This window comes from Curtobacterium sp. L1-20 (genome assembly GCF_048755855.1).
In the GTDB taxonomy this organism is placed as follows: domain Bacteria; phylum Actinomycetota; class Actinomycetes; order Actinomycetales; family Microbacteriaceae; genus Curtobacterium.
Window position 1 is genome coordinate 3,601,153 of record NZ_CP151473.1, and the last position, 12,201, is coordinate 3,613,353.

Consider the following 12,201-nt stretch of genomic DNA (forward strand, 5'->3'; position numbering starts at 1 on the left):
GGTCTCCTGCCCGCCACGTTCCTCCCGTCGGCGTGGTCCCGTCCGGCCGATCCGCTGAAGCATCGTGCAGGCTGCCGGGCGTTGCAGGGCGCACCCGCCGTGGGAGCGCGGTCCCGGTCAGCGGTCACCGCAGCCAGCGGTACTCGTACTCCGGACGGCCGGGCCCGCTGTGCCGCACGTCCTTGTCGACCTGTCCGACCGACACGAGGTGCTCCAGGTAGCGCCGGGCGGTGACGCGCGAGGTGCCCGTCGCCTCGGCGACCTCGGTCGCGGACGCCCCGCCGGTCGCACCCATCAGGGCGGCCCGGACCGACTCGAGCGTGCCGGGGGTGATGCCCTTGCCGGGCTCGGACGGCGTCGCGGGGCGGAGCGCGCCGAGGCGTTCGTCGATGTCCGCCTGGCTGAGCGACCGGTGGCCCTCGAAGCCCTGCCGGTACTCCCGGTACGTGGTCAGGCGCTCCGAGAACGTCCGGAAGCTGAAGGGCTTGACCAGGTACTGCACGATCCCGAGCGCGATCGCGTTCCGCACGCCGCGGGCGTCGTTCGCGGCCGTCACCGCGATCACGTCGACGGCGAACCCGGCGGTCCGCAGGGCACGGACGAGCTGCAGCCCGTGGGCATCGGGCAGGTCGAGGTCGAGCAGCACGAGGTCCGGCCGTTCCGCGGCGACGGCGGACAGCATCGCGCGCCCCGTCCCGACGGACCCGACGACCGTGAAGCCCTCGAGCCGGGCCACGTAGGCGGCGTGCGCCTCGGCGGTGAGCGGCTCGTCCTCGACGATGAGCACGCGGATCGGGTCGGTCACGCGCGCACCGCCGCCGGGTCGAGGTCGACGACGAAGGTGCTGCCGGTGGGTCCGGTGGTCACCGTGACCTCGCCGCCGGTGCGCGTGACGGTGGAGCGCACGAGGCCCAGCCCGATCCCCCGCCCCTCCGGACCGGACGCCTTCGTCGACCACCCGCGCTCGTGGGCGGCGTCGAGGTCGGGGATGCCGGCGCCGTTGTCCCGGACGACGATCCTGGTGCGGTCGTCGGTCGACGCGACGGTCACGACCACCTCGGGTGCGCCGGACTCCGCGGCGTGCTCCGCGGCGGCGTCGACGGCGTTGTCCACGAGGTTGCCGATCACCGTGACGAGGTCGCCGGTCGCCACGGGGACCGGCCCGCGCAGGTCCGCCGTGTCCGCCACCAGCAGCACGCCGCGTTCGTGTGCCTGCGCCCGCTTGCCGCGCAGCACCGCGGCGATCACCTCGGGCGTCGTGACCGCGGCGAGCGCTTCCGGCCCGGCATCACCGGCCGGACCGGCGCCGGACGCATCGTGCGCGGTCCCGCCGTCCGCGTGCCGGTCGATCTCGTCCGATGCGAATCGGATCGCCTCGTCGACCCGTCCCAGCTCCATGAGCGCGACCACCGTGTGCAGTCGGTTCGCGAACTCGTGGGTCTGCGACCGCAGCGCGTCGGTGAGCGTCCGTGTGGCCGCGAGCTCGCCGGACAGGTGCAGTAGCTCGGTGTGGTCGCGCAGGGTCGCGACCGTGCCGAGCGGCTTCCCGGTCGCACGCGAGAACGCCATCTCCTGGTTCACCACGAGCACGCGGTCCCGCGTCCGGTGGGTCTCGTCGACGGCCCGGTCCCCCGACGCGAGCAGTGCCCGCAGCCCGTCCGGGACGTCGATCGCGGCCAGTGGGATCGGCTCCTGCCGGTCGGCCGGGGCCGGCAGGTGCAGGAGTTCGGCGGCCCGGTCGTTGTGGAGCACGACCGCTCCGGACGCGTCCATGACGACGAGCCCCTCGTGGACCGAGTGCAGCACGCCCTCGTACGAGGCGAACACCCGCGCGAGTTCCTCGGGCCCGCGACCGGCGGTGACCCGGTCGAGGTACCGGCGCAGCAGCCACGAGAAGACCGCGGACACCGCGACCACGGCGAGCGCGATGGCGACGACGGACACGAGACGGGGCACCAGGGCGCTCGAGATGTTCGCGACCGTCACCCCGGCGGCGACGAGTCCGACGACCCGACCGTCCCCGTCCGTGATCGGGGTCACCGCCCGGACCGAGGGACCGAGCGTGCCGGCGGAGGTCTCCGTGAAGGTGTCGCCCCGCAGCGCCGGGGCGATGGTGCCGCGGAAGGGGCGCCCGATCTCGGACCGGTCCGGGTGGGTCCACCGGGTCCGGTCGGGCGCCATGATCGTGATGAAGTCGGTGTGGGTGCGGCGCATCACGTCGAGCGCGTAGGGCTCGAGCCGGGTCGAAGGATCGCTGGCGGTCGCCTGCTCGACCACGAACGGGTTCCGGGCGATGGTGACGGCGACCGCGGTGCTCTTCTCGGCGGCGGACGCTGCGAGCTCCTGGCGGGCCGCCGTCCAGCTCCAGACGCTGCCGACCGCGACGCCCACCACCACGAACAGCAGCTGCAACGCGAACAGTCGCTGCGCGATGCTCCACCGTCTCGGTGCCACGGTCGGACCCTCCTCGCCTCGTCGCGGGACACCATTCTGCGGCACGCGCAGCGCGCACGCTGCACGGGGAACCACGGACGCGTGGCGTCCCCGCACCCCGGACGCGGCCGTGAACGCAATGAACACAACGAGACCGCGGCGGGGAGCGCGCGCGAGGGTGTCCCTGTTCCTGCGGGAACGAGCCGACCGGTGCGCCGATGCTCCGGTCCTGACGACAAGGGAGTCTCATGGCCTCGACGCACCCGCCCACCGCACGCCCCGGACGACGGCGGGGCCTCGACCGTTCGCACTGGCTCTACATCGCCGTCATCGTGGCCGTGGCCGCCGGCATCGCGGTGGGGCTGGCCGCACCGGACTTCGCCGTGGGCCTCAAGCCGATCGGCGACGGCTTCATCGCACTCATCAAGATGATGATCGCCCCGGTGATCTTCTGCACGATCGTCCTGGGGGTCGGGTCGATCGCCAAGGCGGCGACGGTCGGCAAGGTCGGCGGTCTCGCGCTCGGGTACTTCATCGTCATGTCGACCTTCGCGCTGGCGATCGGTCTCGTCGTCGGCAACCTCATCCACCCCGGCGACCACCTCGACATGGCCAACGCGAAGTACGAGGTTCCCGCGGGCTCCGGTGAGGATGCCTCGTCGACGTCCGGCTTCCTGCTCGGGATCATCCCCGCGACCCTCGTGTCCTCGCTGACCAGCGGCAGCATCCTGCAGACGCTGTTCGTCGCGCTGCTCGTCGGCTTCGCACTCCAGGCGATGGGCGACAAGGGCGCGCCGATCCTGACCGGGATCCGGCACATCCAGGCGCTCGTGTTCCGCATCCTCGCGATGGTGATGTGGGTCGCCCCGGTCGGTGCGTTCGGCGCGATCGCGGCGGTCGTCGGCGCGACCGGCGTCTCGGCGCTCGTCGCCCTCGGGACGCTCATGGTCGCCTTCTACCTGACCTGCATCGTGTTCGTCGTCGGCGTGCTCGGCGTCCTGCTCCGCCTGGCCACCGGCGTGAACATCTTCCGTCTCATGAAGTACCTCGGCCGCGAGTACCTGCTCATCGTGTCGACGTCCTCGAGCGAGGTGAGCCTGCCGCGTCTCATCGCCAAGATGGAGCACCTCGGCGTCTCGAAGCCCGTCGTCGGGGTCACCGTGCCGACGGGGTACTCCTTCAACCTCGACGGCACCGCCATCTACCTCACGATGTCCGCGCTGTTCATCGCGAACGCGCTCGGTACTCCGCTCGACATCCCGGAGCAGATCTCGCTGCTCGTCTTCATGGTGATCGCGTCGAAGGGCGCCGCCGGGGTCACCGGCGCCGGGCTGGCGACCCTCGCCGGCGGCCTGCAGGCGCACCGCCCCGACCTCGTGAACGGCGTCGGCCTCATCGTCGGCATCGACCGGTTCATGTCGGAGGCCCGCGCACTGACCAACTTCACGGGCAACGCGGTCGCGACGGTGCTGGTCGGGACCTGGACGCGGCAGATCGACAAGGACCAGGTCGAACGGGTGCTCTCCGGTGCCTCCCCCTTCGACGAGCGCACGATGTCGGCCGACGGTCACGGCAGTGTCGCGACCGGTGCGCCCACCGAGCGCATCTCGACCGAGGCCGTCCGCACCATCGTCGACCCCGAACGAGCCGGGGCGTCGACCGACCGGCCCTGACTGGGGCCGATGCGCTGCGTCAGGGTCGGCCCGGGAGGCGACTCACACCGGACGGGAGGCGCGGTGCCAGCCGGCACCGCGCCTCCCGTCCGTCGTCGGTCCGGCGGACGCGACCCGCTCGACGACCGGTCAGCGCGCGCCGAGCAGCCCCTCGCTGACGTCCCAGAGCCGCTGCGCGGTGTCGGGGTCGAGCGCCCACGGCCGCACGCCCACGAGCGGGGCGTCGTCGGTCGCGGGAACGGCCTCGGCGCAGTCCTCGAAGTACCGGCCGCCGACGCCCTCGACCAGGGGCGACGCCGCCAGGAGGACCGAGGTGGCCGCTCCCTGTTGCGGGGACTTGAATCCCCCGGCCGGGGACCCGTCCTCGTGCGCGATCCCGATGGCCACGGCCTGCTCGGGCGACAGGTGCCGGGACAGGTCGGTCAGGATCCCGCCCGGATGGACGGCGTTGGCGACGATGCCCTCCGACCGCCACCGCCGCGTCGCCTCGACCGCGAACAGCGCGTTCGCGGTCTTCGACTGGCCGTAGGCCACCCACGGGTCGTACGGCCGACGCGTGAACATCAGGTCGTCGAGGTCCACGCCGGCGGTGTGGTGTCCGGCCGAGCTCACGACGACGACGCGGGACGGCCGACCGCGCTCCGCGGCACCGGCGAGCAGGGCGTCCCGGAGACCGGTCACGAGTGCGTGGTGGCCCAGGTGGTTCGTGGCGAACTGCAGCTCCCAGCCGTCCGCGGTCCGGGTCTCAGGGGTCGCCATGACGCCCGCGTTGGCCACGACGACGTCGACCGGACCCGTCCACGCCGCGGTGAAGGCGTGGACGGATGCCGGGTCGGCGAGGTCGAGCGGTCGGACCTCGACCTCGCCGCCTGGGGCGGCCGCGCGCAGTCGGTCGGCCGCGCGCTCGCCCTGCTCCGTGTTCCGGGCCGCGACGACGACGGACGCGCCGGCGCGCACGAGCGCCTCGGTGGTCGCCGCGCCGATGCCCGACGCACCGCCGGTCACCACCACTCGCAGGCCGTGCAGGTCGAGTCCGCGGAGGACGTCGTCCGCGGTGGAGGTCGCGTCGAAGGGGGTGGTGATCCTGGACATCCCCGCAGACTACGCGACACATGTCGTCCTTCTCGGCAGGGATGCCCGACGGGCGAACACGGCGGACGGCTCGGACGAACGGCACCGGGCCGCGCCGCGGGCAGCGGACGACCGCTCAGGACCGGGTGCTCGTGCGGACCGCGGCGAGCTGCCCGAGCAGCCGCGACAGGTCCTCGAGGTCCTGGACCGGCCACGCGGCGAGCCCCCGGCGGAACTCGTCACGCAGCTCGCTCCGGACCGCCCGGACCCGCTCGACCGCCGTCGCCGTGGCGCTGATCACGACACCGCGACGGTCGGCGGGGTCGGGCTCGCGCGCCACGAGGCCGAGGTCCTCGAGCTGGTGCAGCTGACGGCTGAGGGCGCTCTTGTCGAAGCCGATCTGCTCCGCGAGGGTGCCGGCGCCGAGCGGGCCGCCCAGCACCAGCTCGAGCAGGATGCGGTACCCGGCCGGCTGGAGTGCCGGGTCGAGCTCGGACGCCTGCTGCCGCAGCCGCAGCCGGTACGCGTCCGACAGGATCGCGAACTGCTGCTCGATGCCGTCGAGGGCGGCACCGACCACGTCCGCTCCGGCGTCGCGGACGACCCGGTCGGGCGTCGTCACGACCGGCGTCCGGCCGTCGGCGCCTCCTGGCCGGGACGGACCACGGGCGTCGATCCCGTCACCGTCCCGATGCCGGCGACGTCCTCGGCGGACCCCGCCATCGGGCCGGCGTCCGTCGACCGCTCCGCGACGGTCTTCGTCGTGAGGGGCTTGTTCGGCATGAAGACGATCGCGAGGACCAGGATGATCGCGATGGGGGCGGCGATCAGGAACACGTCGGCGACGCCCTGCCCGTAGGCGGATTCGATGATCTCGCGCACGCCCTTGGGGAGCTCGCTGACCGCGGGGATGCTGCCGGACGCGAGCTCCTTCGCGACCGCCGCACCCTTGGCACCGAGCGCCGTGATGGCCCGGCCGAGGTCGGCCTGCCGGTCGGCGATCAGGTCGCTGACCCGCGTGCCGAGGACCGTCCCGAGGATCGACACGCCCAGCGCACCGCCGAGCGACCGGAAGAAGGCGACGCCGGCCGAGGCCGCACCGATGTCGCGCGGCTCGGTGGTGTTCTGCACGACGAGGACGAGGTTCTGCATCACGAGCCCGACGCCGGAGCCCATCACGAACATGTAGACCGCGACGACGAAGTACGTCGTGTCGTACCGGATCGTGCCCATCAGCGCGAGGCCGACGACGAGGGCGACGGACCCGATCAGCATGATCGGCTTCCACTTGCCCGTCTTCGTCACGAGCGCGCCACCGACGGTCGAGGCGATGAGCAGCCCACCGATCATCGGGATCGTGAGCAGGCCGGACTGCGTGGGCGTCGCACCGCGGGCGAGCTGCATGTACTGCGCCAGGTAGACCGTCGCGCCGAACATCGCGATGCCGACGGCGACCGAGCCGAGGACCGACATCGTGAAGGTGCGGTTGCGGAACAGGGTCATCGGGATGATCGGCTCCTTCGCGCGGAGCTCGACGAGCACCGCCACGGCCAGGAGCACGGCCGCACCGATCACCATGACGAACGACGTCGGGGAGACCCAGTCGAAGTTCTTGCCGGCGAGCGTGACCCAGATGAGCAGCAGCGAGACGCCGCCGCCGATGAAGAAGATGCCGGGGTAGTCGATCGAGACCTTGCGCTGCGGGAGCGCGCGGAGCTTGAGCGTCACCTGCAGCAGGATGATCGCGACGACCGCGAACGGCACGCCGACGAAGAAGTTCCACCGCCACCCGAGGGTGTCCGTCAGCAGGCCGCCGAACAGCGGGCCGCCGACCGTGCCCACGGCCATGACGGCGCCGAAGTAGCCGCCGTAGCGGCCGCGCTCCCGCGGGCTGATGATGTCCGCGAGGATGATCTGGCTCAGCGCGGTCAGCCCACCGGCACCCAGGCCCTGGACCACCCGGAAGGTGATGAGCGTGCCGGGGTTCTGCGAGAAGCCAGCCAGCGCCGACCCGAGGACGAAGACCACCAGCGAGAGCTGGATGAGCAGCTTGCGGTTGAAGAGGTCCGCGAGCTTGCCCCAGACCGGGGTGGACACGGTGGTCGCCAGCAGCGTCGAAGTCACGACCCAGGTGTAGGCGCTCTCGCCACCACCAAGGTCGCCGATGATCTTCGGCAACGACGTGCTGACCACGGTCGAGGCGAGGATCGCGACGAACATGCCGAGCAGCAGGCCGGACAGGGCCTCCAACACCTGGCGCTGGGACATGGCGGGCGCGGTCTGCTCCTCGAGCACACCGGCCCCGTGCTGGTCGGACATCTGGACTCCTCACGGGTGAGACCGGGAGGCCACGCTTCATTCCGGTTGTTGACGACGGTCAACTATCCGCTGATCGTGGACCAATGTCAACCATCAGCGCGTCGCGGCGACCTGCACCTGCCGGACGGGAGGCGCGGTACCGGCCCGCACCGCGCCTCCCGTCCGGCACCGGGCGCGACCACCTCGTGGTCGCCGGCCGCCGTATCCTGGCTCCCTGCGCACCACCGTCGGGACTGCGCCGAGCGCGGCGGTCCGCCGCCTCGGTCGGGCGTCTCGCCCGAGGAAGGACATCCCATGAGCATGGAAGGCGCGGCCTGGAGCTCGCTCTACAAGATCTCGACCGCCCGCGACGGCAAGCAGGGCCTGTCGCGTGCGTCCCTCCGCCGGATCATGACCTTCGCGCAGCCGTACCGCGTGCAGCTCGTCGTGTTCATCGCCCTCTCCGTCGTGGGCGCGTTCCTGGCGGTCGCGACCCCGGTGCTCGCCGGCCAGGTCGTCGACGTCATCGCCGCAGGGGGCGCTGTCGGCACGATCGTCCGGCTCGCCGTCGTCATCGCCCTCGTCGCTCTGGCGGACGCGGGCACGTCGCTGGTGACGCGCTGGTACTCGGCGCGGATCGGCGAGGGCGTGATCCTGGACCTCCGGACCGCCGTGTTCAACCACGTGCAGAAGATGCCGATCGCGTTCTTCACGCGGACCCGGACGGGCGCGCTCGTCAGCCGCCTCAACAACGACGTCATCGGGGCGCAGCAGGCCTTCAGCGGCACGCTCTCCGGCGTCGTCACGAACGTCGTCGCCCTCGTCCTCACGCTCGTCGTCATGCTCAGTACGTCCTGGCTCGTGACGGTGATCGCCGTGGTCATGCTCCCGGTCTTCCTCGTCCCCGCACGCCGCATGGGCAGTCGTCTCGCCGCGCTGCGCCGCGAGGCCGCCGACCACAACTCCGCCATGAGCACGCAGATGACCGAGCGCTTCTCGGCGCCCGGCGCCACCCTCGTCAAGCTGTTCGGCCGCCCCGACGAGGAGGCCGAGGAGTTCCGCGTCCGCGCCGCCCGCGTCCGTGACATCGGCGTCCGGATGGCGCTGCTGCAGTTCGTCTTCGTCACCGCGCTGACGCTCGTCTCCGCCCTCGCCCTCGCCCTCGTCTACGGGCTCGGCGGCTCGCTCGCCCTCGGCGGATCCCTGAACACCGGCGACGTGGTCACCCTCGCCCTCCTCCTCACCCGGCTCTACGCACCGCTCACCAGCCTCGCGAACGCCCGGGTCGAGATCATGAGCGCGGTCGTCAGCTTCGAGCGCGTCTTCGAGGTGCTGGACCTCGAACCGCTCATCCAGGAGCAGCCGGACGCCGTGGCCGTCCCCGCCGGGCCGGTGTCCGTCGAGTTCGACGACGTCCGCTTCGCCTACCCGTCGGCCGACAAGGTCTCCCTCGCCTCGCTCGAGGAGGTCTCCACGCTCGACACCCGCGGCGGCGAGGAGGTGCTGCACGGGGTGTCGTTCCGCATCGAACCGGGGCAGACCGTCGCCCTCGTCGGCACGTCCGGCGCGGGCAAGTCCACGATCGCCCAGCTCCTCTCGCGCCTGTACGACGTCGACAGCGGCGCCGTCCGACTCGCCGGGACGGACGTCCGCGACGTCACCTTCGAGTCCATGCGGCACACGATGGGGATGGTGACGCAGGACGGCCACCTCTTCCACGAGACCATCCGCTCCAACCTGCGCCTGGCCCGACCCGAGGCCACCGAGGACGAGGTGTGGGACGCCGTCCGACGCGCGCGCCTCGAACCGCTCATCCGGTCGCTGCCGGACCAGCTCGACACCATGGTCGGCGAACGCGGGTACCGGCTGTCCGGCGGCGAACGCCAGCGCATGACGATCGCGCGGCTCCTGCTCGCCCAGCCCCGCGTCGTCATCCTCGACGAGGCCACGGCAGCGCTGGACTCGACGTCCGAGGCGGCCGTGCAGGCCGCGCTCAGCGAGGCGCTCGAGGGTCGGACGGCGATGGTGATCGCGCACCGGCTCTCGACCATCCGCAGCGCCGACCAGATCCTCGTCGTCGAGGACGGGTCGATCGTGGAGCGCGGGACGCACGACGAGCTCCTCACCAAGGGCGGCCGGTACGAGGAGCTGCACCGGACGCAGTTCGCGGTGCAGAAGGAGGTCGCGGCGGACGAGGTGCGCTAGGCCGCTCGCGGCGGCGGCGCCATCGCGGGTCGGCACCCGACCCGACCGGACCGGACCGGCACCTAGGGGACCAGCTGCTGGAACAGCACCACGGCCCTGCCGATCCCGACCACGAACCCGATGGCAACGACCGCGATGCCGACCCACAGCGGCCACATCGGCCGCCCCGGTGCGACCTTGCGCACCACCACGTACCGACCGATCAGGTAGACGATCGGGGACAGGAACGCCCACGGCCAGGGGAACGGCCGCACCACGCCCCGGCGCCGCAGCACACGGTGGTCGAGGAAGGCCAGGACGACGCCGGCGGCGTACACGAGCACGCTGAAGCCCTGCAGCAGGAAGTACCCGGCGGTGTACACCGAGCGCGGGTCGACGGTGCGGTAGCCGCCGGGGCCGACGACCTCGTACTGGATGTGCGGCTGGTACAGGAACGCGACCGGCAGGGAGACGAGCGGGAGCAGCGCCAGCAGCCACACGAACACGGTGGCGGTCGGCGTCTCGTCGGGGATGCGAGGACGAGGCACCTGCGACGTCGGCGGCCCCACGTGCTCGGTCCACCCGGCACCGTCCCACCACCGCGTGCCGTGTCGGCCGGACGGGTCCGGGTACCAGCCTGGCGGGGTCGTGGACGACATCAGGCACTCCTCGGGGTCAGCGGGAGCGACGGCCCCTCTCCCGAACGTAGAGCAGCGCGGCGCGGTCGGGCGCGGTGCGGAGATGACCGGTCGTTCAGGTTCGTGGCGACGCAGGGCGACGCGCGCGCCGGCTGTCACCCGGACAGCGACACCCTCGGCCAGCTGGACTCCTGCGGGAGCATCGTCGATTCGAGTGCCTCGGCTGCTCGTCAGGACGACCGAGGTGCGGCGACGCCGTCGGGGCTCGCCCCAGACCTTGAGTATCTGACGTATCACCGGCAAACTTTCACCACTCCGACGAGGGGAGTCGGAGGGGAAGGACGCTCGCCATGACATCGCACCTCAACGTGACCGACGCACGCCTCGCCGTCGCGGCGGTCCTCGCCGTGGGGCTCAGCGCATCGATGCTCTCCGCGCCTCCGGCGCACGCTGCTGCCGACGACCTCGGTTCGCCCTTCACGTGGGAGAAGATCAGGGCACTCGGTGGCGCTGCCGCCGCGCTCGGCGCGGAGCTGCTGGGGATCGCAGCGGTGAAGCAGAAGTGTTTCTCGTGACACCGCGGTCCCGTGCCCTCGTCACGATCGGGGGCGCGGCCGCCGCGATCGGTGCTTGCGCGCTGTTCGGCAACTCCGCTGGTGGGATGGTGGCGATCGCCGCCGTGTGCTTCGCGGCGTCCGGGCCGAGCATCATCGGGACGACGCCGGTCGGGCCAGGCGCGGTCCGCGCACGTGACGTCCGCCGTTACCGGGAAACCCACCCGGGAACGACGATCAGCGAGGCTGCAGCGGCTGTCGCCCGTCGGTGATCGCGTGGAGCTGCCCCGGACGAGGGCCGCGGCCGAGAACGTGATCGCGGAGGACGCGGGGCCGCAGCCCGCTCGCGGCGACGCGATCGGTCGCAGCCACGTGGTCCGGGGCCGATCCCCTCGGACGGGAGGCGCGGTGCCAGCCCGCACCGCGCCTCCCGTCCGCCAGGCGGTGAGGCCTACCGCGTAGCCAGCACCCGCACGTCCCACGCCCCGAGCGCCAGCTCGGCACCGGGGGCGACGCCGTCGCCCCCGAGCACGTCCTCCGCGTCCGTCGGCACCGTGAAGGTGCTCGGCGTCCACGACCAGTTGTGCACCACGTGCACGGTCTCGCCCCGACCGTTCACCGAGCTCGACACGGACTGGGTGTCGGCCTGCGGACGCCGTGAAGCCGACGCAGGTCGCGCCTCCAGACGAGATCCGGACTCGTGTGAACGATCCGGCCTGCTGCGACGTCGTTCCGGGTGACGGCGGCCCGCCCGACACTCGCGACGTCCGCGACACCGGTCCGCCCACGGAAGGCATCATGCGTTCGAACCTCATCCTCACCCTGGCGGTCGCCTCGCTCGCCGGCCTGGCGCTGACCGGGTGCTCCGCCCAGTCCGCCTCGAGCTCGTCGCCGGCGGCGACGCACACGTCGGCTGCCGGGCAGAGCGATGCCTACGGGTCGTCCTCCGGTTCCGCTGCCCCGTCGAGCGGGGCCACCGGCGCGACCGTGAAGACCGCGTCCTCCTCCCTCGGGACCGTCGTCGTCACGGGCGCCGGTCGGACCGCCTACTACTTCGACGCGGACACCGCGAACTCCGGCAAGAGCACGTGCACCGGCCAGTGCGCAGCGGCGTGGCCGGCCGTCGAGTCGACGTCGACCACGCCGACCGTCGACGGAGTGACCGGCAAGGTCAGCACGATCACCGGTGTGGACGGCAAGCCGCAGGTCACGATCGACGGACGTCCGATCTACACGTTCGCCGGGGACGAGAAGCCCGGCGACACCGCCGGCCAGGGCGTCAAGGGCGTCTGGTACGTCGTCAACCCCGACGGCACCGAGCACAAGGGCTGACCCGACGCGGCCGCCGGA

At 72.3% G+C, this 12,201-nt stretch carries 12 protein-coding genes; 5 read left to right on the top strand and 7 right to left on the bottom strand.

Going from position 1 to position 12,201, the window contains the following annotated elements; genetic code table 11:
* Positions 1–124: 124 nt before the first annotated feature.
* A complete protein-coding gene (locus AAEP86_RS18445) occupies positions 125–805 on the bottom strand; it encodes a response regulator (protein WP_420368732.1) in 681 nt (226 codons plus the stop codon).
* Complete coding sequence (locus tag AAEP86_RS18450) at positions 802–2,454, bottom strand: ATP-binding protein (RefSeq protein ID WP_420368733.1); 1,653 nt, start codon at positions 2,452–2,454, stop codon at positions 802–804. The genes AAEP86_RS18445 and AAEP86_RS18450 overlap by 4 nt, the downstream gene beginning before the upstream one ends.
* A gap of 227 nt (positions 2,455–2,681) precedes the next feature.
* On the opposite strand from AAEP86_RS18450, the gene AAEP86_RS18455 reads away from it, so the two are divergent.
* Positions 2,682–4,106: a cation:dicarboxylate symporter family transporter gene (locus AAEP86_RS18455; RefSeq protein ID WP_420368734.1), complete on the top strand. Its 1,425-nt coding sequence runs from the start codon at positions 2,682–2,684 to the stop codon at positions 4,104–4,106.
* Between the two features lie 129 nt (positions 4,107–4,235).
* On the opposite strand, the gene AAEP86_RS18460 is transcribed toward AAEP86_RS18455, so the two are convergent.
* From AAEP86_RS18460 to AAEP86_RS18470, 3 genes are all read right to left on the bottom strand, one after another.
* Positions 4,236–5,198, bottom strand: a complete 963-nt coding sequence (locus AAEP86_RS18460) for an SDR family NAD(P)-dependent oxidoreductase (protein WP_420368735.1) — start codon at positions 5,196–5,198, stop codon at positions 4,236–4,238.
* A 115-nt stretch (positions 5,199–5,313) separates the two neighbouring features.
* Positions 5,314–5,799, bottom strand: coding sequence for a MarR family winged helix-turn-helix transcriptional regulator (locus tag AAEP86_RS18465; RefSeq protein ID WP_420368736.1), 486 nt, complete (start codon positions 5,797–5,799; stop codon positions 5,314–5,316).
* Complete coding sequence (locus AAEP86_RS18470; protein ID WP_420368737.1) at positions 5,796–7,496, bottom strand: MDR family MFS transporter; 1,701 nt, start codon at positions 7,494–7,496, stop codon at positions 5,796–5,798. Before AAEP86_RS18470 ends, AAEP86_RS18465 begins: the two co-directional genes overlap by 4 nt.
* Positions 7,497–7,790: 294 nt before the next feature.
* Between AAEP86_RS18470 and AAEP86_RS18475 the strand changes: the two genes are divergently transcribed.
* Positions 7,791–9,680, top strand: coding sequence for an ABC transporter ATP-binding protein (locus AAEP86_RS18475; protein WP_420368738.1), 1,890 nt, complete (start codon positions 7,791–7,793; stop codon positions 9,678–9,680).
* 62 nt (positions 9,681–9,742) lie between these two features.
* Here AAEP86_RS18475 and AAEP86_RS18480 read toward each other — a convergent pair whose 3' ends face one another.
* Complete coding sequence (locus tag AAEP86_RS18480; protein ID WP_420368739.1) at positions 9,743–10,318, bottom strand: DUF2510 domain-containing protein; 576 nt, start codon at positions 10,316–10,318, stop codon at positions 9,743–9,745.
* Positions 10,319–10,647: 329 nt separating this feature from the next.
* Here AAEP86_RS18480 and AAEP86_RS18485 point away from each other — a divergent pair, with 329 nt between their 5' ends.
* Together AAEP86_RS18485 and AAEP86_RS18490 are read left to right on the top strand one after the other, a co-directional pair.
* Positions 10,648–10,872 carry a hypothetical protein gene (locus tag AAEP86_RS18485; protein ID WP_420368740.1) on the top strand — a complete coding sequence of 75 codons (225 nt, stop codon included), beginning with the start codon at positions 10,648–10,650 and terminating at the stop codon, positions 10,870–10,872.
* A complete protein-coding gene (locus tag AAEP86_RS18490) occupies positions 10,869–11,123 on the top strand; it encodes a hypothetical protein (RefSeq protein WP_420368741.1) in 255 nt (84 codons plus the stop codon). The genes AAEP86_RS18485 and AAEP86_RS18490 overlap by 4 nt, the downstream gene beginning before the upstream one ends.
* A gap of 179 nt (positions 11,124–11,302) precedes the next feature.
* Here AAEP86_RS18490 and AAEP86_RS18495 read toward each other — a convergent pair whose 3' ends face one another.
* The gene (locus AAEP86_RS18495; RefSeq protein ID WP_420368742.1) at positions 11,303–11,482 is read right to left on the bottom strand and encodes a Beta-galactosidase C-terminal domain; all 180 of its coding nucleotides are present in this window, start codon (positions 11,480–11,482) and stop codon (positions 11,303–11,305) included.
* A gap of 167 nt (positions 11,483–11,649) precedes the next feature.
* Between AAEP86_RS18495 and AAEP86_RS18500 the strand changes: the two genes are divergently transcribed.
* Positions 11,650–12,183, top strand: coding sequence for a hypothetical protein (locus AAEP86_RS18500; RefSeq protein WP_420368743.1), 534 nt, complete (start codon positions 11,650–11,652; stop codon positions 12,181–12,183).
* Positions 12,184–12,201 lie beyond the last annotated feature (18 nt).